This is a genomic window from Phyllobacterium sp. SL163, assembly GCF_049896885.1.
In the GTDB taxonomy this organism is placed as follows: Bacteria; Pseudomonadota; Alphaproteobacteria; order Rhizobiales; family Rhizobiaceae; genus Phyllobacterium; species Phyllobacterium calauticae.
Genome location: NZ_JAFCVE010000009.1, coordinates 185,479 through 206,269, shown reverse-complemented (window position 1 = coordinate 206,269; position 20,791 = coordinate 185,479). Strand labels below are relative to the sequence as shown.

At 59.2% G+C, this 20,791-nt stretch carries 23 protein-coding genes; 14 read left to right on the top strand and 9 right to left on the bottom strand.

The features are described 5' to 3' along the window. Positions 1 to 23 precede the first annotated feature (23 nt). Both fabI and ACP7B1_RS20515 read left to right on the top strand, forming a co-directional pair. Positions 24 to 842, top strand: coding sequence for an enoyl-ACP reductase FabI (gene fabI / locus ACP7B1_RS20520; protein ID WP_091880942.1), 819 nt, complete (start codon positions 24 to 26; stop codon positions 840 to 842). Between the two features lie 13 nt (positions 843 to 855). Beyond that, positions 856 to 1,446, top strand: a complete 591-nt coding sequence (locus ACP7B1_RS20515) for a histidine phosphatase family protein (protein ID WP_346307641.1) — start codon at positions 856 to 858, stop codon at positions 1,444 to 1,446. A gap of 33 nt (positions 1,447 to 1,479) precedes the next feature. On the opposite strand, the gene ACP7B1_RS20510 is transcribed toward ACP7B1_RS20515, so the two are convergent. Next, entirely contained in the window at positions 1,480 to 1,734 is a 255-nt protein-coding gene (locus tag ACP7B1_RS20510; RefSeq protein WP_182547647.1) for a DUF1344 domain-containing protein, read from the bottom strand. 171 nt (positions 1,735 to 1,905) lie between these two features. On the opposite strand from ACP7B1_RS20510, the gene aroC reads away from it, so the two are divergent. From aroC to ACP7B1_RS20495, 3 genes are read left to right on the top strand one after another with little or no spacing between them, the layout of a single operon-like run. Further along, on the top strand, positions 1,906 to 3,000 hold the full coding sequence (gene aroC / locus ACP7B1_RS20505; RefSeq protein WP_229490891.1) for a chorismate synthase: 1,095 nt from the start codon (positions 1,906 to 1,908) through the stop codon (positions 2,998 to 3,000). A gap of 24 nt (positions 3,001 to 3,024) precedes the next feature. Further along, positions 3,025 to 4,128, top strand: coding sequence for a 3,4-dihydroxy-2-butanone-4-phosphate synthase (ribB, locus tag ACP7B1_RS20500; protein ID WP_229490889.1), 1,104 nt, complete (start codon positions 3,025 to 3,027; stop codon positions 4,126 to 4,128). 20 nt (positions 4,129 to 4,148) lie between these two features. After that, on the top strand, positions 4,149 to 4,361 hold the full coding sequence (locus ACP7B1_RS20495; RefSeq protein WP_229490887.1) for a helix-turn-helix domain-containing protein: 213 nt from the start codon (positions 4,149 to 4,151) through the stop codon (positions 4,359 to 4,361). A gap of 40 nt (positions 4,362 to 4,401) precedes the next feature. Here ACP7B1_RS20495 and ACP7B1_RS20490 read toward each other — a convergent pair whose 3' ends face one another. From ACP7B1_RS20490 to ACP7B1_RS20480, 3 genes are all read right to left on the bottom strand, one after another. After that, positions 4,402 to 4,806, bottom strand: coding sequence for a helix-turn-helix domain-containing protein (locus ACP7B1_RS20490; RefSeq protein WP_105736979.1), 405 nt, complete (start codon positions 4,804 to 4,806; stop codon positions 4,402 to 4,404). Further along, positions 4,806 to 5,102: a type II toxin-antitoxin system HigB family toxin gene (locus ACP7B1_RS20485; RefSeq protein WP_229490885.1), complete on the bottom strand. Its 297-nt coding sequence runs from the start codon at positions 5,100 to 5,102 to the stop codon at positions 4,806 to 4,808. Before ACP7B1_RS20485 ends, ACP7B1_RS20490 begins: the two co-directional genes overlap by 1 nt. 65 nt (positions 5,103 to 5,167) lie before the next feature. Beyond that, positions 5,168 to 5,626 carry an Lrp/AsnC family transcriptional regulator gene (locus tag ACP7B1_RS20480; RefSeq protein WP_229490883.1) on the bottom strand — a complete coding sequence of 153 codons (459 nt, stop codon included), beginning with the start codon at positions 5,624 to 5,626 and terminating at the stop codon, positions 5,168 to 5,170. Positions 5,627 to 5,751: 125 nt separating this feature from the next. Between ACP7B1_RS20480 and ACP7B1_RS20475 the strand changes: the two genes are divergently transcribed. Beyond that, complete coding sequence (locus ACP7B1_RS20475; protein WP_229490882.1) at positions 5,752 to 7,035, top strand: cystathionine gamma-synthase family protein; 1,284 nt, start codon at positions 5,752 to 5,754, stop codon at positions 7,033 to 7,035. Here ACP7B1_RS20475 and ACP7B1_RS20470 read toward each other — a convergent pair. The 3 genes from ACP7B1_RS20470 to ACP7B1_RS20460 are packed head-to-tail and all read right to left on the bottom strand — an operon-like array spanning position 7,010 to position 9,413. Continuing rightward, positions 7,010 to 7,687: a hypothetical protein gene (locus tag ACP7B1_RS20470; RefSeq protein ID WP_229490880.1), complete on the bottom strand. Its 678-nt coding sequence runs from the start codon at positions 7,685 to 7,687 to the stop codon at positions 7,010 to 7,012. The two genes, ACP7B1_RS20475 and ACP7B1_RS20470, sit on opposite strands and share 26 nt — an antisense overlap. Further along, the gene (locus ACP7B1_RS20465; protein ID WP_229490878.1) at positions 7,687 to 8,382 is read right to left on the bottom strand and encodes a hypothetical protein; all 696 of its coding nucleotides are present in this window, start codon (positions 8,380 to 8,382) and stop codon (positions 7,687 to 7,689) included. The genes ACP7B1_RS20470 and ACP7B1_RS20465 overlap by 1 nt, the downstream gene beginning before the upstream one ends. Beyond that, positions 8,379 to 9,413: a hypothetical protein gene (locus ACP7B1_RS20460; RefSeq protein WP_229490876.1), complete on the bottom strand. Its 1,035-nt coding sequence runs from the start codon at positions 9,411 to 9,413 to the stop codon at positions 8,379 to 8,381. The genes ACP7B1_RS20465 and ACP7B1_RS20460 overlap by 4 nt, the downstream gene beginning before the upstream one ends. Positions 9,414 to 9,662: 249 nt before the next feature. On the opposite strand from ACP7B1_RS20460, the gene ACP7B1_RS20455 reads away from it, so the two are divergent. The 6 genes from ACP7B1_RS20455 (at position 9,663) to ACP7B1_RS20430 (ending at position 15,840) form a co-directional block, all read left to right on the top strand. Next, the gene (locus tag ACP7B1_RS20455) at positions 9,663 to 10,589 is read left to right on the top strand and encodes a histone deacetylase family protein (protein WP_346306389.1); all 927 of its coding nucleotides are present in this window, start codon (positions 9,663 to 9,665) and stop codon (positions 10,587 to 10,589) included. A 4-nt stretch (positions 10,590 to 10,593) separates the two neighbouring features. Continuing rightward, positions 10,594 to 10,848 carry an exodeoxyribonuclease VII small subunit gene (locus ACP7B1_RS20450; protein WP_105736989.1) on the top strand — a complete coding sequence of 85 codons (255 nt, stop codon included), beginning with the start codon at positions 10,594 to 10,596 and terminating at the stop codon, positions 10,846 to 10,848. Positions 10,849 to 10,913: 65 nt separating this feature from the next. Continuing rightward, the gene (locus ACP7B1_RS20445) at positions 10,914 to 11,837 is read left to right on the top strand and encodes a pirin family protein (RefSeq protein WP_229490873.1); all 924 of its coding nucleotides are present in this window, start codon (positions 10,914 to 10,916) and stop codon (positions 11,835 to 11,837) included. Between the two features lie 102 nt (positions 11,838 to 11,939). Next, entirely contained in the window at positions 11,940 to 13,859 is a 1,920-nt protein-coding gene (dxs, locus tag ACP7B1_RS20440; protein ID WP_346306388.1) for a 1-deoxy-D-xylulose-5-phosphate synthase, read from the top strand. Positions 13,860 to 13,865: 6 nt separating this feature from the next. Beyond that, positions 13,866 to 14,603: a TlyA family RNA methyltransferase gene (locus tag ACP7B1_RS20435; RefSeq protein WP_346306387.1), complete on the top strand. Its 738-nt coding sequence runs from the start codon at positions 13,866 to 13,868 to the stop codon at positions 14,601 to 14,603. Positions 14,604 to 14,610: 7 nt separating this feature from the next. Further along, complete coding sequence (locus ACP7B1_RS20430; protein ID WP_346306386.1) at positions 14,611 to 15,840, top strand: class I SAM-dependent RNA methyltransferase; 1,230 nt, start codon at positions 14,611 to 14,613, stop codon at positions 15,838 to 15,840. A gap of 16 nt (positions 15,841 to 15,856) precedes the next feature. Here the strand turns inward: ACP7B1_RS20430 and tldD are convergent, their stop codons facing one another. Together tldD and ACP7B1_RS20420 are read right to left on the bottom strand one after the other, a co-directional pair. Then, positions 15,857 to 17,269, bottom strand: coding sequence for a metalloprotease TldD (gene tldD, locus ACP7B1_RS20425; RefSeq protein WP_346306385.1), 1,413 nt, complete (start codon positions 17,267 to 17,269; stop codon positions 15,857 to 15,859). 81 nt (positions 17,270 to 17,350) lie between these two features. Continuing rightward, positions 17,351 to 17,869 (bottom strand): invasion associated locus B family protein, encoded by a 519-nt coding sequence (locus ACP7B1_RS20420; protein WP_223611539.1) that lies wholly within the window; start codon positions 17,867 to 17,869, stop codon positions 17,351 to 17,353. A 384-nt stretch (positions 17,870 to 18,253) separates the two neighbouring features. On the opposite strand from ACP7B1_RS20420, the gene coxB reads away from it, so the two are divergent. Then, positions 18,254 to 19,099, top strand: a complete 846-nt coding sequence (gene coxB / locus ACP7B1_RS20415; RefSeq protein WP_105737343.1) for a cytochrome c oxidase subunit II — start codon at positions 18,254 to 18,256, stop codon at positions 19,097 to 19,099. 39 nt (positions 19,100 to 19,138) lie between these two features. Next, the gene (ctaD, locus tag ACP7B1_RS20410; protein WP_346306384.1) at positions 19,139 to 20,791 is read left to right on the top strand and encodes a cytochrome c oxidase subunit I; all 1,653 of its coding nucleotides are present in this window, start codon (positions 19,139 to 19,141) and stop codon (positions 20,789 to 20,791) included.

The following is a 20,791-nucleotide window of genomic DNA, read 5'->3' as shown; positions in this document are numbered from 1 at the left end:
TGTCTTTCGTGAAGGGTTGGTAAATGACCGCCAAAACTGGTTTGATGCAAGGTAAACGCGGACTTATTATGGGCGTTGCCAATAATCGGTCGATCGCCTGGGGCATTGCCAAGGCGGCCCATGATGCCGGTGCCGAGCTTGCTTTCACCTATCAGGGTGATGCGCTGAAGAAGCGCGTCGAGCCTCTGGCGCAGGAACTCGGGGCTTTTCTCTGCGGCCATTGCGATGTTTCGGATGCCTCGACCATCGATGCGTGCTTTGCCGCTCTGGAAGAGAAGTGGGGCAAGATCGACTTTCTGGTGCATGCCATCGGTTTCTCCGACAAGGACGAACTGACCGGCCGCTATGTCGATACATCAGAAGCGAATTTCACCAAGACCATGCTGATTTCGGTGTTCTCGCTGACGGCCGTTGCCAAGCGCGCGGAAAAGCTGATGACCGATGGCGGCTCGATCCTGACGCTGACCTATTACGGCGCGGAAAAGGTCATGCCGAATTACAACGTCATGGGCGTTGCCAAGGCGGCGCTGGAAGCCAGCGTGAAATATCTGGCAGTGGATCTCGGCCCGGACAATATCCGCGTCAATGCGATCTCCGCTGGTCCGATCAAGACGCTGGCCGCGTCGGGCATCGGTGATTTCCGCTACATCCTCAAATGGAACGAATACAACGCCCCGTTGCGCCGTACCGTTACCATCGAGGAAGTCGGCGATGCCGGCCTGTATTTCCTCTCCGACCTGTCTCGTTCGGTCACGGGCGAAATTCACCATGCCGACAGCGGCTATCATGTCGTTGGCATGAAGGCTGTGGACGCGCCGGATATCTCTGTCGTCAAGGACTAGCTCCAAAGTGCATCTGCCGGACTCGATTGTTTATTTCTCGCGTCACGGCGAGACGGACTGGAACGTGTCCGAGCGAATCCAGGGGCAGGAAGACGTCGATATCAATGCGCGCGGCCAGCAGCAGGCCGCACGCAACGGCGATATGCTCAAATCCCTGATCGGGGAGGGCGCGGGTTTCGACTTTGTCGCCAGCCCTTTGCGCCGCACGCGCGATACGATGGAGCGCATCAGAACCCGCATGGGGATCGATCCCTGGGCCTACCGCACCGATGCCCGCCTCATGGAGGTGAATTTCGGTGCTTGGCAAGGTTACATGCTGGAAGACATCGAAGCCCGTTCTCCCGACCTTGTGGCCGCACGGGCCCGCGACAAATGGAACTTTGTGCCGCCGGGACCTACCGCCGAAAGCTACGCCATTCTGGCAATACGGATAGGGAACTGGCTGTCAGAGGTGCGGGAGCCGACCGTATGCGTCACGCATGGCGGCTGCATGCGCACGATTTTCCAGATGGTGGAGGGCCTTGATGGCCATGATGCGGCGAACCTTGCCATCACTCAGGATAAAATTCTGCGCCTTGAGAAGGGTAGTCTGACCTGGATGTAACCATCCAGGCCTCGGCTTGTGACGAACAGGTGCTTATTGCACCGATTCTTCGATATCGGTGATGAAGCGCTCTTTGTTGACCAGATCGAACATGATCGTGACCTTCATGCCCTTGTCGATGGCGCTGAAGTCGAATTCGCCCGGCAGCTTGTAGACCTTGCCATCGTCGAGCGTAATCGTCGAATTGTCTTCGTCGATTTTGGTGATGGTGCCCTGCGCATCGTCAGCGAGCGCGCCGACCGGAAGCAGGGAAGCGACGAACATGAAGGTCGCGACGATGAAACGCATTTTGATATCCTCTTTAATCAAAATCTGGTGGCCGATTTGTACGTCACCTTAAAGCGCGCATTTGTGGCAAAACAATTGCTTTTTTCGTGGTGGACGAAGGAATTTCAGCGGCGGGTTTGACCACAGGCGTAAACGCTCATAAAACCCCCTGACATAACGCCGGGTAATCTCATGTCGCATAATACTTTCGGTCATCTTTTTCGTGTCACCACCTGGGGTGAAAGCCATGGAATCGCGCTTGGTTGCGTGGTCGATGGCTGTCCGCCCGGTATCAGCTTTACCGAAGCCGAGATTCAGGCCTATCTGGACAAACGCAAGCCCGGCCAATCGAAATACACCACCCAGCGGCGCGAGCCGGATCAGGTGAAAGTCCTGTCCGGCTTCATGCTGCAGGATGACGGCGTCACCATGATCTCCACGGGCACGCCGATTTCGATGATGATCGAGAACACGGACCAGCGCTCCAAGGATTATGGCGATATCGCCCGCCAGTACCGTCCCGGCCACGCCGATTACACCTATGACGTCAAATACGGCATCCGCGACTATCGCGGCGGCGGCCGCTCGTCGGCGCGGGAAACCGCGGCGCGCGTTGCCGCCGGGGCCATTGCCCGCAAGGTCGTCCCCGGCCTGATCGTGCGCGGTGCGCTGGTGGGCATGGGCATTCACACGATCGACCGTGACCGCTGGGACTGGGACGAGGTGGACAACAACCCGTTCTTCACGCCGGACCCCGGCTCCGTCGACCTCTTCGCCGGATATCTCGACGGTATCCGCAAGGCGGGTTCCTCCATCGGCGCCGTCGTTGAAATCGTCGCTGACAATGTACCGGCGGGGCTTGGTGCGCCCGTCTATGGCAAGCTCGATCAGGATATTGCCAGCTATCTCATGTCCATCAATGCGGTGAAGGGCGTGGAAATCGGTGATGGTTTCGCAGCGGCCACACTCAGCGGCGAGGAAAACGCCGACCAGATGCGCATGGACAATCACGGCAAGCCGATTTTCCTGTCCAATCATGCGGGCGGCATTCTCGGCGGCATTTCCAGCGGCGCACCCATCGTCGCGCGCTTTGCCGTCAAGCCCACCTCATCCATCCTCACCCCGCGCCAGAGCATCGATGCCGATGGCAAACAGGTGGATGTGATGACCAAGGGCCGGCACGATCCCTGCGTCGGCATCCGCGCTGTTCCCATCGGCGAAGCGATGGTTGCCTGCGCGATTGCCGATCATTATCTCAGACATCGCGGCCAGACCGGCCGCATCTAAGGCATCTAATCAAGAGGCGCATACATGGCTTACAATCAGAAACGGGTCGTCGATGCGCTGCGCGCGTTCGAACGCGGTGAAATCGTCGTTGTCATGGATGATGACGGGCGCGAGAACGAGGGTGACCTGATCGTCGCGGCGGTGCATTGCACCCCGGAAAAGATGGCGTTCATCGTGCGCCACACCTCCGGCATCGTCTGCACGCCCATGCCGCGCGACCACGCCAAGCGTCTCAATCTGGCGCCGATGGTGGCCGAGAACGACGCGCCGCATTCCACCGCCTTCACGGTGACCGTCGACTACAAGCACGGCACCACCACGGGCATTTCCGCCGATGACCGCACCCTGACCGTGCGCAACCTCGCCAATCCCAATGCCGGCGCTGCCGATTTCGTGCGTCCGGGACATATTTTCCCGCTGATCGCGCGCGAGGGCGGCGTGCTCATGCGCTCCGGCCACACGGAAGCCGCCGTTGACCTGTGCAAGCTCGCCGGCCTGCCGCCGGTCGGCGTCATCTGCGAACTCGTCAACGACGACGGTTCTGTGATGCGCGGCCCGCAGGTGGCAAGCTTTGCCGAGACGCACAAGCTGCACCAGGTGACGGTGGCCGATCTCATCGCCTACCGCCAGCGCAAGGAAACCCTGATCGAGCGCATCGGCGAATATGAGATCGATACCTGCGCCGGACAGGCAAAGGCGATTACCTATGCGCTGCCATGGGAGCCCATGCACCATGCCGCCATCGTTTTCGGCGATATCCGCGACGGCGAGGATGTGCCTGTGCGCCTGCAGCGCGAGGACATTCTCAGCGACGTCTTTGGCGCGCGCAACACGCTCGACAGCATCATGAAGCGCATTGCCGAGGAAAAGCGCGGCGTCATCGTCTACCTGCGCGAGGGCTCCGTCGGCGTTGGCCGCGATGACGACCGCAACCGCGCCACGCTGCAGGACCGCGAGGCGCATGCGGAAGCCAAGGTGCGCGAGGAAGAATGGCGCCAGATCGGCCTTGGCGCGCAGATCCTGAAAGATCTCGGCATCACCTCGATCCGCTTGCTGTCATCCCGTGAGCGGCACTATGTCGGTCTCGAAGGCTTTGGCATCCAGATCACGCGGACGGATATTATCTGACGCGTGGCTTCCTGCCTCTTATGGATATCAAGAAGCGATTTGGTCTGGCTGTGAAGGAAAGACGGGGATCCCTCGGCATCTCGCAGGAAGAATTGGCGATGCGTATTGGCGCAGATCAGGCTTATGTCAGCCGCATGGAAGCGGGCCGGATGAATGTTACGCTGGAAACCGCCGAGCAGGTTGCAACGGCAATACATTGCGACGTTGCAGAGCTGCTTGGCGAAGCCGGATAATGTGTTGATGAGGTTTCCGGGGAAAGACTGATCGGAGCGGTCAGGCTCTTCTTTGAACCTTCTTCTCATCATGCACGAGATGATAGGGCTGTACGAGAAGTTCGGCAGGAATATGCCATTCGCGATTAAGCTTGAACACCATATCCATCGTTAGCGCGCGCTTTCTGGCCATGACTTCAGAGGCTCTTGGCGCAGAGCCAAGAACCTCTGCCAGGGCCCGGCGATTCAGCCCGGCCATTTCCATGTGCGCGGCGATGGTGGAAATTGGGTCCAATGCCGGAATGGGATAATGCTCGTCTTCATAGGCTTCGATCAAAATTGCAAGAACGTCGAACCGGTCACCCTCAGGTGTTCCCGGCTCGGGTTGATTGTCGAAATAGTGCGTGATTTCACCAATCGCCCAGTCATAGTCTTCTTCAGTTTTGATCGGCCGAATGTTTTTCATCACACAGTCTCCGGGTCGATAGCATCGTACTCTTTATGCGTGCCGACAAATTTGATGAGCAACCGTTTGAACGGGTAGGCGACATGCACGATAAGGCGGTACTTGTTGCCGGCAATGTCAAAGATCACCCTGTTGTCGCGGACAAAGTCGACAGAGTTGCCGAATTGCATTTTTACGTCCGCCTGTGTTTTCCATTCAGCCCTGCTCACAGCCACATACCAAGCCGTTAAGGGTACTTCAGCCTGATTGTGCACCAGCCAAAATGCCCGCAGTGCTTTCTTGGCTATGATCTGCATCAGGCATGTATAGCAGCTTCCCATATTGGGAACAAGTAAAAATTCCCATTTTGGGATTGAATGACCTAGACCCGCCGCTCCTTGATCGTGTTCATGACAAAGCTGGTCTCGATGGAAGCGACGCATTTCAGCCGGGCGATCTTCTCCTTGATGAAGCGCTCATATTGTTCCAGCCCGGCGCTCATGACTTTCAGCACATAATCGCGTGAACCGGTGACAAGGTGGCATTCCAGCACCTCATCCCAGCCGCGGATCGCCTCCTCGAACATGACGATCTCATCCTCATGCTGGCGGCTGAGCCGGATCGTGGCGATGGCGGCCATGGTCCACCCCTCGATGACAGGGTCGACGAGGGCGGTGTACCCCCGGATGATGCCAGCTTCCTCCATCCGCCGCAGGCGGCGCAGGCAGGGGGAAGGGGACAGTCCGACCCGCTCGGCCAGATCGTTGTTGGTGATCCGCGCATCCGCCTGCAATTCCCTGAGAATGCGCCGGTCGGTCTCGTCAGCAATTTTCTGCGTCATAATCTCTCATTCATGGCAATTGTTAGCGTCAATCAATGCAATTTGATCGTAAAAAGCAAGGATTGATCCCTGCATTTGATATAATTTGCTTGATAGCACCCCACCCCTCACGCGAGGAGATTCGCATGGCCGCGCCCCATCCGTCCAAAACCCATATCGGCAACCACAAATTGCATCCTGAAACATTGATGCTGAACTATGGCTACGATCCGGAACTGTCGGAAGGCGCGGTCAAGCCGCCGGTGTTCCTGACCTCGACCTTCGTGTTCAAATCCGCCGAGGAAGGCCGCGATTTCTTTGATTTCGTCTCCGGCCGCAAGGAGCCGCCGGCCGGCGTCGGTGCCGGCCTCGTCTATTCGCGTTTCAACCACCCCAACAGCGAAATCGTCGAGGACCGCTTGGCTGTCTATGAGCGCACGGAAAGCTGCGCGCTGTTCTCCTCCGGCATGTCGGCCATTGCGACGACCCTGCTGGCCTTCGTGCGCCCGGGTGATGCGGTGCTGCATTCGCAGCCGCTCTATGGCGGCACGGAAACCCTGCTGGCGAGGACATTCCTCACTATGGGCGTGGCTGCCGTCGGCTTTGCCGATGGCGTCAACGAATCCTCGGTGCAGGCGGCCGCCGATGAGGCGATGAGCAGGGGCCGCGTCTCCATCATCCTCATCGAAACGCCCGCCAACCCGACCAACAGCCTGGTCGATGTGGCGATGATCCGCCGCATTGCCGACGCCATCGGCAAAAAGCAGGGGCACACGCCGGTGATCGCCTGCGACAACACCCTGCTCGGACCGGTTTTCCAGCGCCCGATCGAGCATGGCGCCGATATCTCCCTGTACTCGCTGACAAAATATGTCGGCGGCCATTCCGATCTGATCGCCGGTGCGGCACTCGGCTCGAAGGCCGTGATGAAACAGGTCAAGGCGCTGCGCGGTGCCATCGGCACGCAGCTCGACCCGCATTCCTGCTGGATGCTTGGCCGCTCGCTGGAGACCCTGAGCATCCGCATGGAAAAGGCCGATAACAATGCGCTCGCCGTCGCGGATTTTCTGCGCGATCATCCGAAAGTGGAAAAAATCCACTACCTGCCCTATCACGATGCGAACTCACCGCTCGGCCGCACCTTTGCCGCGCAGTGCACCGGTGCCGGTTCCACCTTCTCGTTCGATATTCGTGGCGGCCAGCCCGCAGCCTTCAAGTTCCTGAATGCGCTGCAAATCCTCAAGCTGGCGGTCAGCCTCGGTGGCACCGAATCCCTTGCCAGTCACCCCGCCACCATGACCCATTCCGGCGTGCCCGTGGATGTGCGCCAGCGGATCGGCGTGCTCGATTCGACCATCCGGCTGTCGATCGGCATCGAACACCCCGACGATCTGATCGCCGACCTTACCCAGGCCCTGGCGGCGGCCTGACCGGCGGAGCCTCGATCAATTCCAGCGGGAAGGGCGTGGGCTCCCAGAATTTCTCCAGTTTGCATTTCTGGACAGCCAGCGCCTCCCACTCGTGCAGAATCCTGGCGATTTCGACACAGTCTCGCGCCAGTAGGGCCGGGCAGAAAGACGGCGCCAATCGCGCGAGATAGTGTTGCATGCCCGGCAATGGTTCGACGATGGATTGAGCAAGGTCCAGATTGCCTGTCGCCGTGGCAATCAGCATCTCAAGGAAGCGATCCCAGTCATAATAGTCACCGGAGGCCTCGTACTGCGCGGCTAATTCTCGATAATGATCAAATGTCGTTGTGGAACGAAGCTGTGGCAGAATCTTTTCTTCGAGCAGATCGAAAAGCCGCTGAACGGAGTCCGGATTCGTAGCGTCCCAATATCCTGTTTTGGGATCAGAAAGGAAATCACCGAACCCCAGCGTGATGACGTCACTTGGCGGAATTAGGAGATCCACTACGGTTATCGGATCAAACATCCAAGGTGTTCGGCAATAATCCAGATAAATTCCACGTCGAAGGTGGTGAATGGGTTTGACGACCATGAAACGCCCGACCATTGCGAGATCATCGTGGCGTTCGAGCAGCGGTTTTTCCATCTTGCGAATTTCAGCGCCTGTTGTCATCAGCCTCCATCCATTTCCAGCGGGAAGGGCGTTGGCTCCCAGAATTTTGTGAACTTGAGATTCTTGATTGTCTTTGCTTCCAGATCATGCAGACATTTGGCCAGTGCCGCCCGGTCTTCGGAAAGCAGGGCCGGACAGAATGCTGGATAATGGACCTCAAAGCTTTGCCTTAGTCCCTCCCTTTTGCCGACGATGTATCTTGCCGTCTCGAAATCGCCGGTGGCTGCGGCCATTAGCAGCCGTGGATAATACATGAATTCAAACGGCGTCAGATTGTTCTCGTAGCGGCGGGCAAACTCCATCATTTGCTCGAACGTGACCATCGCGCGTAACGATTGCAACGCCGCCTCGGTGAACCGCAGCATCAGTTCAATATTCTCGGGATAGCGTATGTCCCAGACGCCGAAGCGCGGGTCGTTTTTCCGTTTATCGACGAGGTCAGGATCGGCGTCCTCAAAGGAACGGTAGGTGAACCGGTCACCCCAGCCGATGCCCTGTTCGGTGTCGCCATCAAATGTAAGACAGACACTCAGCGTCGGCACAAATGCGTGTTGATTGATGCTGCGATCGATGAAGACGCCGCGAACAAAATGCCGCACAGGCGTCAGGATGAGGTATCGCCCCACCAGCGCCAGATCAGAATGGCGAGCGAGCAGAGGCTGGACGGCTTGTTTGGTTTGCGTGATCGTGGTCATTCGAACGGTTTCATCCCCATGACAAAGAATTGTGTGCCTTCGCCAAAATACCTGGCGACTGTTCTGCCGATTTCACCCAACCGCGGAACCGTGATATCTCTTTTCCCGGTTTTTGCGTCATAGACACAGACAAGTTTTTCCGAGGCCCTGTCATAGACATCGACGCGAATTGTCCCCTTGCCCGCATATTTTGCCCACCTGGATGGGTCGTTGTGCGATGGATAAATGCGATCTGCCAGTGATCCGCTGAGCGATTTAAGAGCGGATATTTCAGCGCGCAGGTCGGGACTTCCGATGTTCTCGACTTTCTGCTTGAGCAGGGAATGAATCGCTGTACCCCGAAGCGTCGTCGAGCCAAAATTGGAAACCGGTCCGGCTTCTCTCGCCGCCTCATTCAGCATGGTCTGAACTCTCAGGAAGTTAGGGCAATATTTTGCCGCCTCGTCCCGTGAGAGGGCCGCGACGGCGGCCCAGACTTTCGCGTCGTCTTTGCCCTTGGTATAGGCTTGCGCACGGGACGCGATAATAGGAACGAGACGAGCATCGTCCCCAACTTCTGCGGTCAGTTCGTTATATTCTTCGACTTGACTGCCAATGTCGTCGTTCCACCGTATGCGTGGCACGATTGCTGACAGAGTGGCAATGCCACGAACATTTCCGGATGACAGCTTTGGCGTATTGGCGGGATTACGAAGCGCTGGTATAGCGGGTTGAGAGCCCTGCGCATGGGTACCTGCCGCGGCTGCTCCCAGTACGGCACTTGCGCCCGCCGCATCGGTCCACTGTCCACCCTCCGGTACTCCGGCTGGCTCGCGCGGCTGGTCGGGATCGTATTTCCGCAGAAGATCGATTTCCTCCTGCAGCCTGAGTTCGGCCTCCAGCAAGGCGCGCTGATAGTCGAGCTGGCGGTACTGATCGCTGCGCAGGCTGTTGGGCGGTGCGAGTTTCAGCGCCTTGAGCTGGAGCGCGTTGGCGGAAAGATGCCAGCGGAGCCGGAGGTGTCTGGAAGAATGTTCATTCTGTAAATTCATGAATACTATCCTTTAAAGGGATAATATTCCTACATCGAGCGGGAGGCCGTCAATTAGACATTGGTCGAGGTTTTCGCTGAAATATGCGAAATTTCAGTCTCGATGGCCCTGTTGATCCCGCCCGAAGTTCGGGAAAACCATGCAAGGTCCGCTGCTTTGGCTCTTGTGCGAAGCGCGGTGTCTGTGCACATTCTCCCGGCGCAACCCAAGCCTTGTGCCGATGTCCATTCACAGTTGCAGAAAGCCGATATGGTCACCCGTCTTTATACGCACCCGATCTATCTCGAGCATTTGACGCCCGTCGGCCATCCCGAGCGGCCGGACCGGCTGCGGGCGCTGAACAAGGTGCTGGAGGACAGTGCGTTCGATGCCCTGGACCGGGTGCTGGCGCCGCCGGGTGACGCGGCAACGATCCTCTATGCCCATCCGGATCATTATCTCGAGCGGGTCCGTGCGGCCATTCCGGACGCGGGAATCACCCGGGTCGATGCCGATACCTCCGTCAGCCCGAAGAGCTGGGAGGCGGCGCTTGCTGCCATCGGCGCGGCCAATGCGGCGGTCGATGATGTCTTTAACGGCCAGGCGGACAATGTCTTTGTCGCATCGCGCCCGCCGGGGCACCATGCGGAGCGCAACCGGGCCATGGGCTTTTGCCTGTTCAACAATGCCGCCATTGCCGCCCGCCACGCCCAGAAGGTGCATGGGGCGGAGCGGATCGCCATCGTTGACTGGGATGTGCACCACGGCAATGGCACGCAGGACATTTTCTGGGACGATCCGTCCGTGCTTTACTGCTCGACCCACCAGATGCCGCTCTATCCCGGCACCGGCGCCAGGGATGAAACGGGCGCGGGCAATATCGTCAATGCACCGCTCGCCCCCCAGACCGGGAGTGAGGATTTCCGCGAGGCATTCAAGACGCGTATCCTGCCGTCGCTCGACAGCTTCCAGCCGGATCTGATCATCATTTCGGCCGGTTTCGATGCGCATCATCGCGATCCCCTGGCCGAGATCAATCTGGACGAGGATGATTTCGACTGGGCCACCGGCGTTTTGCTGGAAAGAGCTGGGAAGTATGCGTCGAACCGGCTTGTCAGCCTGCTGGAAGGCGGCTACGACCTCAAGGGCATGTCGCTGTCTGCCGGCGCACATATCAAACGTTTGATGAAAGGTTGAAACCATGGCCGATGTACAACCCAATGCCGATATCGCCGCCATGAGCTTCGAGCAGGCGCTCGATCAACTGGAAAAGATTGTCGATGATCTCGAGCGCGGCGATGTGCCGCTTGAGCAGTCGATCCGCATCTATGAACGCGGCGAAGCCCTGAAAAAACATTGCGATACGCTGTTGCGCGCCGCGGAGGACAAGGTCGAAAAAATCCGGCTAGGCCGCGACGGCCAGCCCGCCGGCACCGAGCCGCTCGACCCGGAATAGACCGCGGCTGTTCAGCCGGGCTGCGAGACGCTATGATGCGGCTCCGATGAGTTGGAGCAGCGTTGATGAGCTTTTTTCCCGGCAATGATCCGCAACCCGGCGACACCACGGCCGTTGATTCGATTGAAACGCTGATCATCCCGCGCACGAGCGATGTCGGCGGCCTGCAGGTTCGCCGCGCACTGCCCACCGCCAAGCGGCGGCTTGTCGGCCCGTTCATTTTCTTTGACCGCATGGGACCGGCCATTTTGCGTCCCACCGATGCGCTTGACGTGCGTCCGCACCCGCATATCGGCCTGTCCACGGTCACCTATCTCTTTGACGGTAATATCCGTCATCGCGACAGTCTCGGCACCGAAATGGTCATCCGGCCGGGTGACGTCAATCTGATGACCGCCGGCCGCGGTATTGTCCATTCCGAACGCTCGCCGGAAGAGCTGCGCACCCAGCCGCTGCCCATATCGGGCCTGCAGACATGGCTGGCGCTGCCCGATCATCTCGAGGAAATCGACCCCACCTTTGCCAATACGGCGGCGGGCGAACTGCCGGTGCTGCGCGAGGCCGGCATGGAAGCACGTGTGGTCATGGGAACATTCCATGGTGCGGGATCGCGGGTAAAGCAGCATGCCGAGACACTCTACATCGATATCCGCCTGCAACCGGGCGGGCATATCCAGATACCGGCGGACGCCGCTGAAGAGCGGGCAATCTATACGTTGGATGGGTCCGTGGAGATTTCCGGGGAGAGTTTTCCTGCCGATCGCCTGCTGGCCTTCCGCGCCGGAGACGAAATTGTCGTATCGGCACCGCAAGGCGCGCATTTCATGCTGTTCGGCGGCGCGATCATGCCATCCAAGCGCTATGTCTGGTGGAATTTCGTCTCTTCATCGAAAGAGCGGATCGAACAGGCGAAAGAGGAATGGCGCTCGGGCCGTTTCGATATTGTGCCGGGCGACGAGGAAGAATTCATCCCTCTGCCTGAAAATTGACATGCGCAGCGGGAAGGCTGGACTGCTTGCTGCTTCGGCGGAATTCATCTAGGAAGCGCCAGCCTTCTGGCAAGAATTGACCTTGGAACTGGAACCTGTGCTTTGGCGAAAAAACTGGAAACACCGCTGCTCGACCGCGTCATAATCCCCGCGGATTTGCGCGCCTTGCCGGAGACCGACCTGCCGCAACTGGCACAGGAGCTGCGGGCGGAGCTGGTGGATGCCGTTTCGACCACCGGCGGTCATCTGGGAGCCGGTCTTGGCGTTGTCGAGCTGACGGTTGCGCTGCATCACGTTTTCGATACGCCGCATGACCGGATCATCTGGGATGTCGGCCATCAGGCCTATCCGCACAAGATACTGACAGGCCGCCGTGACCGTATCCGCACGCTGCGGCAGGAGGGCGGGCTTTCCGGCTTCACCAAGCGCAGCGAAAGCCAATACGACCCTTTTGGCGCCGCTCATTCTTCGACCTCCATTTCCGCCGGTCTCGGCATGGCGGTTGCCAGCGATCTTTCCGGCATCAAGCGCAATGTGATCTCGGTCATCGGCGACGGTGCCATGTCGGCGGGCATGGCCTATGAGGCGATGAACAATGCCGGCGCGCTCGATGCGCGGCTGATCGTGATCCTCAATGACAATGACATGTCGATTGCGCCGCCCACGGGAGCCATGAGCGCCTATCTGGCGCGGCTGGTGTCCGGCCGGACCTACCGCTCCATTCGCGAGACCGCCAAGCAACTGGCGAAGAAACTGCCGAAATTCCTGCAGGAAAAGGCCCGGCTCTCGGAAGAATATGTGCGCGGTTTCTGGACTGGCGGCACGATGTTCGAGGAACTCGGCTTCTACTATGTCGGCCCGATTGACGGGCACAATCTCGATCACCTCCTGCCGGTTCTGAAAAATGTCCGCGATACGATGGATGGCCCCGTGCTGGTTCACGTGGTCACCCAGAAGGGCAAGGGCTATGCCCCCGCGGAAGCCGCCGCCGACAAGTATCATGGCGTCAACAAATTCGACGTCATCACCGGCGCACAGGCCAAACCGCCAGCGAACGCGCCGAGCTATACCAAGATTTTTGCCACGAGCTTGATCGAAGAAGCCCGCCACGACGACAAGATCGTCGCCGTCACCGCCGCCATGCCGGGTGGCACCGGGCTCGATCTCTTCGGCGAAGTCTTTCCGGACCGGGTGTTCGACGTCGGCATTGCCGAGCAGCACGCCGTCACCTTTGCCGCGGGCCTCGCGACGGAAGGTTTCAAGCCGTTCGCCGCGATCTATTCCACCTTCCTGCAGCGCGGCTACGACCAGGTCGTGCATGACGTTTCCCTGCAGAATCTCCCGGTGCGTTTCCCGATTGATCGCGCGGGGCTGGTCGGCGCCGACGGCGCGACCCATGCAGGCTCGTTCGATACGGGCTTTCTCGCCGCATTGCCGGGCTTTGTCGTAATGGCAGCCTCCGATGAGGCCGAACTGCGCCACATGGTGCGTACCGCCGCAGAATATGACGAGGGTCCGATTTCGTTCCGCTATCCGCGCGGCGATGGCATTGGCATCGATCTGCCCGAACGCGGACAGATCCTGCAGATCGGCAGGGGCCGCATCATCCGCGAAGGCAGCAAGGTTGCATTGCTCTCCTTCGGCACGCGCCTGCAGGAATGCCTGGCGGCTGCCGATGAGCTGGATGCCGCAGGGCTTTCCACCACCGTTGCCGATGCCCGCTTCGCCAAGCCGCTGGATGAAGATATGATCCGCCGTCTGGCGCGCGAACATCAGGTGCTTGTAACGGTGGAAGAGGGCGCAATCGGCGGCTTTGCTTCACACGTCTTGCACTTCCTCAGCCGCGATGGCCTGCTCGACCATGGCTTGCGCGTCCGCACTCTGACCTTGCCTGACCTCTATCTCGATCACGCCAAGCCGGAAGCCATGTATGCGCGTTCGGGGCTCGACCGGGCTGGCATCGTCCAGACTGTCTTCGGGGCGTTCGGTCGCGATTATCTGGCAGCGCCAGCCAGGGCATAGGCAGCAATGCGGCTGGATCAACTGCTTGTCGAAAAGGGCCTGTTTGCCAGCCGTTCGCGGGCAAGAGACGCGATTGTGCGCGGCACGGTCACCGTCGACAATTCGGTGGTCACCAAGCCCGGAGCAACGTTTTCCGGCACGGCCGTCATCGGTGTCGACGACCCGGCAAGCGGTTACGTTTCGCGCGCCGCATTGAAACTGATTGCCGGTCTTGACCGGTTTTCCATCGATGCGCATGCCCTCAGTGCGCTGGATATCGGCGCATCCACCGGCGGTTTCACCCAGGTCCTGCTGGAACGCGGCGCAACGCACGTCATTGCCGTCGATGTCGGCCACGACCAGCTGCATGACAGCCTGCGCACCGATCCGCGCGTCACCAATCTCGAAGGCCTGAATGCACGGGTGCTGTCCCGCGATCATCTGGGCGGGCAAAGCATCGGGCTGGTGGTGTCGGATGTCAGCTTCATCTCGCTGAAACTCGCTTTGCCGCCCGCGTTGGAATTGGCCGAACCCGGCAGTCACTGCGTCCTCCTGGTCAAGCCGCAGTTCGAGGCCGGCCGCGAGGCGATCGGCAAGGGTGGCATTTTGCGCGATCCAATGGATGGCGAACGCGTTGCAAATGCTCTAAGGAACTGGCTGGATGGATTGCCGGGCTGGAAAGCCCTGGGGCTGTGCCCTTCGCCCATAGAAGGCGGCGATGGCAATCGCGAATATCTTCTGGCCGGTTTGAAGAGAAAAGATTGAAGAGCTGATGAGCACGCGCGTAACAATTGAGCGGATGGGCGCCGGTGGCGACGGCATTGCCGCAACGACGGCAGGCAGTGTCTATGTGCCGTTCTCGCTGCCCGGCGAGGTCGCCAATGTCGCGCTGGAAAACGGCCGTGCAACGATGATGGCCCTGCTTGAGGCATCGGCAGAGCGGATCGATCCCGCCTGCCGCCATTTTGAGGAGTGCGGCGGTTGCGCGCTCCAGCATTGGCAGGACAGCGCCTATCAGGACTGGAAGCGTTCGCTGGTGCAGGACGCGCTCGGCGGGCGCGGATTGCAGTTCAAGCTTGATCCGCTCGTGCCCTGCGCGCCGCAGACCCGCCGCAGGGCAGTCTTTGCCGTCCGCACCAGCGACCATGGCGCCGTGCTCGGGTTCAACAGACACCAGAGCCACGAACTCATCGACATCACGGAATGTGCTGTCACGGTTCCGGAAATCGTTTCACGGCTGGATGACCTGCGCGAAGTGGTTGCGGTGCTGGGTGGCGGCATGAAGCCTTTCAAGCTGACTGTCACGGCCACTGCCTCCGGGCTCGACATCACCGCATCGGGATGCGGCGCGCCTGATGCTGCCAAGCGGCATGCCCTGACGAACCTTGTTCTGAAAAAGGGTTTTGCCCGGTTGAGCTTCGAGGGTGAAATCATCGTCGAACCGAAAAAGCCGCTGGTGCATTTCGGCAAGGTTCCGGTCTATCTTCCAGCCGGCGGATTCCTGCAGGCAACCATCGAGGCGGAGGAGGTCATGGCTGCGCTGGTGACAGGGCATCTCGCCAAGGCCAAGAAAACCCTCGATCTGTTCTGCGGCTCCGGCACGTTCGCGTTGCGGATGGCGGAAAAGTCTGCCGTTCATGCCGTGGAAAGCGAACAGGTCGCGATTGATGCGCTGGATCGTGGTGCGCGTCATGTTCAGGGCTTGAAGCCGGTCAGCGTCGAGCGCCGTGATCTGTTCCGCCGGCCGTTTCTGGCGCGTGAGCTTGCTCCCTATACCGGGCTGGTCTTCGATCCGCCGCGCGCCGGTGCGGAAGCCCAGGCCATCGAGATTGCAAAATCGAATGTGCCGAAAGTGGCTGCGGTCTCCTGCAATCCGGTGACGCTCGGGCGCGATCTGAGCATCCTCGTCAAGGGTGGCTACAAGATCGACCGCGTTGTGCCGATCGACCAGTTTCTCTGGTCGTCGCATGTGGAAGCGGTGGCGTTGCTCTCGAAGAAATAGGGTTGGGAAGGGCGGTTCAGACCGCCGTTCCACCCACGGTCATCTGGTCCATTCGCAGGTGCGGTTGGCCGACGCCGACCGGCACCCATTGGCCGCCCTTGCCGCAATTGCCCATGCCCGTGTCGAGCTGCAGATCGTTGCCGATCATGGAAATGCGCTGCATGGCATCGGGGCCATTGCCAATCAGCATCGCACCTTTGACCGGCGCGGCAATCCTGCCGTTCTCGATCATGTAGGCCTCGGTGCAGCCGAACACGAACTTGCCTGACGTGATATCCACCTGGCCGCCGCCGAACGAAACCGCATAGATGCCGTTCTTGACCGAGGCGATGATTTCTTCCGGCGTCTTGTCGCCGTCGAGCATATAGGTGTTGGTCATGCGGGGCATCGGCGCGTGCGCATAGGATTCGCGCCGTCCGTTCCCGGTGGGCTGCATGCCCATCAGGCGTGCGTTCTGCCGGTCCTGCATATAGCCGACGAGAATGCCGTCATCGATGAGAACGGTCTTGTTGGTTGGCATGCCTTCGTCGTCGACGGTCAGCGAGCCGCGACGCTCGGAAATCGTCCCGTCATCGACGACGGTAACGCCCTTCGACGCCACTTTCTGACCGAGCAGACCGGCAAAGGCCGATGTCTTCTTGCGGTTGAAATCGCCCTCGAGCCCATGGCCGACCGCTTCGTGCAGCATCACGCCGGGCCAGCCGTTGGACAGGACAATATCGAATGTTCCCGCCGGGGCAGGAATGGCCTCGAGATTGACCAGAGCCTGGCGCAGCGCTTCATCCGCCGCATGCTGCCATTTTTCGGCAGTGATGAACTCGCCAAAACCCTTGCGCCCGCCCGCTCCATAGGAACCGCTTTCCTGGCGGTCGCCATCGCCGACGACAACGGACACGTTGAGCCGGACCATGGGGCGGATGTCGCGGACGAAATGCCCGTCGGCACGCAGGATTTCCACCTGCTGCCACGATCCTGCCAACGATACGCTGACCTGCCGGACCTTCGGGTCCTTGGCGCGCAGATAGGCGTCGATTTCCTGCAGCAGTTTGACTTTCGCTTCGAAACTGGGCGAGCCAATCGGGTTCTCGTCGCCGTAAAGACTGCGGTTGGTTCCAGGAGGGGCAGCGGTGTAGGCGCCGGTGTAGCCGGTGCGCACGGCCGAGGCCGCATCGGCGGCACGCTTGAGCGCGCCCAGCGAAAGCTCGCCCGCATGCGCATAGCCGACGGCCTCACCGGCAACAGCGCGCAGACCAAATCCCTGATCCTGATTGAAGGTACCGTTCTTCAGACGGCCATTGTCGAAGGCAAGACCTTCCGATTCCCGGTATTCGATGAAAAGCTCGCCGTCATCGGCGCCCTCAAGGCTTTGCTTGACGGTTTCGAGGATTTTTTCGCGCGGTGCGTCAAAACTGTCGATGAGGCTTTTCATGATCATTCATCCGTTCAGGTTATTATGAAGCGGATGTAGGGCCTCGCCCGGCCCCGCTACAACAGAAAACTTATGGAGCGATCAGGGGAGGGCGTCGAAGCCTTCGCCAAATCCATTGAGCTCGACGGGAATACCGATGCCTTCTTCCGGCGTCTGGAAGACGATGAAGGTTGCCGCCTTACCGGTCTTGAAAGTCTGGACCAGCTGATCTTCCAGGATGACTTCCGCATAGCAGCCGTCTTCGAAGCAGCGGACGAAATAGGCGCGGCCGATATCCTTGCCATCCACGTTCAGGCCAAGCCCGTTGGGCAGGAGCACGCCGAGCGGTGCAAGCACGCGCAGGATCTTGGCCTTGTTGTCGGCGGTTTTGAGAACCACGACCGAAAGACCCATTTCCGGGCGATCCGCCGCGACGACATTCTGAATCAGGGCGCATTGCTCTGATTTCGCGCCTGCCGGCGTGTCGCACAGGATCGACCATGCGCCGTGAGTGGATTTGACCGTGCCGCTCTGCTGCGCTGCCATGGCACCGCCGGAAAAACCGGCAATGGACAGGGAAAGCAGACCGAGGGCGATGCTACGTAGCGCGAAAGAGGACATGTAGGCTCCAAAACGAATCATCCAGACGTTAAACCGCCACGGCCCGGATGAAAAGAATACCGCTCAAACACTCCCCAGCATACAGCGGCTCTGTCATCTCTGGTGTAATGCAAAAATGGCCGGATTGTGAGCCCTACACGTGTCGCTGGTCAAAATCGTCCGGAAAGTGAAAAAAGATACGTCTTTACAAGATGCTGTCATCCACAGGCGGCGCGCTGCGCGCAAAAATGCCGCACGGCATCACGTTCGCCTTCCTTGCGATGTAGGCTAATGTGTGATTTGAACGCGGCATATCGCCGGGCCACTTTTGAAGCCCGGTCTTAACGTATGGAATTGAAGCTTCATTCGGGAGATTTCTAGGTGAAGAAGAACATTGTCACGCTGATGGGTGTCCTGGGGGGCCTGTTAAGTGCCGGTACTGCATATGCTGCACAGCCTGAGCCTTGGCAGATGACGTTCCAGCCGGCAGGGTCTGCCATTATGGAGCAGATCATCTGGTTCGAGCACTATACATTGTGGTTCATCGTCCCGATTACACTGTTCGTGATGGTCCTTCTGGGCTGGGTCATGATTCGCTACCGCGCCAGTGCCAATCCGGTTCCGTCCAAGACGAGCCACAACACGGCGGTGGAAGTGGTCTGGACCGTTGGTCCGGTTGTTATTCTTCTGTTCCTGGCAATTCCTTCCTTCCAGCTTCTGACCGCGCAGTATTCGCCCGAAGAAGCCAAGATGACGATCAAGGCGACGGGTTACCAGTGGTATTGGGGTTATGAATACCAGGTGGGTGATGCACCGGTCTCCTTCGACTCCGTCATGCTCAAAGATGCCGATCGCGCCGCCGCAGGCAAGGAAGACCGCAAGGCCTATCCCCGTCTGCTTGCCGTGGACAATGAAATGGTTGTTCCCGTGAACACAACCGTTCGTCTTCTGGTGACGGGTGCCGACGTGATCCACTCCTTCTCGATGCCGGCCTTCGGCGTCAAGATGGATGCTGTCACCGGCCGCAGCAATGAAACATGGTTCAAGGCAGACAAGGAAGGCATGTATTATGGTCAGTGCTCGCAGATTTGCGGCAAGGATCATGCGTTCATGCCGATTGCGATCCATGTGGTTTCGCAAAGCCAGTATGATGCGTGGTTTGCTGCTGCCGGGAAGGATCTTCCAGGCGCATACAAGACACTCACCGCTAAAATCGACGCAGACAAGAACATAAACGTAGCCGGCAACTGAGCTGGTTGACGCGAATTATTGAGGAACGGGAGCACTTTGATGGCAGGTTCTGCAGCTCACGAGGACCATGGCGCCCATAAGCCGACAGGCTGGACGCGCTGGGTTTATTCGACCAACCACAAGGATATCGGCACGCTCTATCTGATCTTCGCGATCGTTGCCGGCATCATTGGCGGTTGTCTTTCGATCGCCATGCGTGCCGAGCTTCAGCAGCCCGGCATCCAGATTTTCAGCGGTCTTGCATCGATGGTCTACGGCTTCCAGGGTGACGCCGCCATCGATGGTGGCAAGCAGATGTACAATGTGTTCTCGACGGCACATGGTCTGGTCATGATCTTCTTCATGGTCATGCCTGCGCTGATCGGCGGTTTCGCCAACTGGATGGTTCCGATCATGATCGGTGCGCCTGACATGGCCTTCCCGCGCATGAACAACATCTCGTTCTGGCTGCTTCCGCCCGCACTGCTTCTGCTCCTCCTGTCCATGTTCGTTCCGGGTCCTGCCGGCGGCTACGGCACGGGTGGCGGCTGGACAATCTATCCGCCGTATTCGACAACCGGCCAGCCCGGCCCGGCGATGGATTTTGCCATCCTGTCGCTGCATATTGCCGGTGCATCGTCGATCCTGGGTGCGATCAACTTCATCACCACGATCTTCAACATGCGTGCCCCCGGCATGACGCTGCACAAGATGCCGCTGTTTGCCTGGTCCGTGCTGATCACCGCATTCCTGCTGCTGCTGGCTCTGCCGGTTCTGGCAGGCGGCATCACCATGCTTTTGACCGACCGCAACTTCGGCACGACGTTCTTCTCACCGGAAGGTGGCGGTGATCCGCTGCTGTTCCAGCATCTCTTCTGGTTCTTCGGTCATCCCGAAGTGTACATCATGATCCTGCCGGCCTTCGGCATCATCAGCCACATCGTCTCGACATTCTCGCGCAAGCCGATCTTCGGTTATCTCGGCATGGCCTATGCCATGGTTGCCATCGGCGTGGTCGGCTTCATCGTCTGGGCGCACCATATGTATACGGTTGGCCTTTCGCTCGACACACAGCGTTACTTCGTCTTCGCGACGATGGTCATCGCCGTGCCGACGGGCGTGAAGATCTTCTCGTGGATCGCGACCATGTGGGGCGGTTCCATCGAGTTCAAGCCGCCGATGGTCTGGGCAATCGGCTTCATCTTCCTGTTCACCGTTGGTGGTGTAACGGGCGTGCAGCTGGCCAATGCCGGTCTCGACCGTGCGATGCATGACACCTACTACGTGATCGCGCATTTCCATTACGTGCTGTCGCTGGGTGCTGTATTCGGAATTTTCGCGGGCTGGTACTACTGGTTCCCGAAGATGACCGGCTACATGTACAACCACACCATTGCGCACACGCACTTCTGGGTGATGTTCGTCGGTGTTAACCTGGTGTTCTTCCCGCAGCATTTCCTCGGACTTGCCGGCATGCCGCGCCGCTACATCGACTATCCCGATGCATTCGCCGGCTGGAATGAAGTATCGTCCATCGGTTCCTACATCTCCGGTGTTGCCGTGCTGATCTTCCTCTTCGGTGTCTTCGAGGCTTTTGCCAAGAAGCGTGAAGCCGGCGCCAACCCTTGGGGTCCAGGTGCGACCACACTGGAATGGCAGCTGTCTTCTCCACCCCCGTTCCATCAGTGGGAACAGCTTCCACGCATCAAGTAA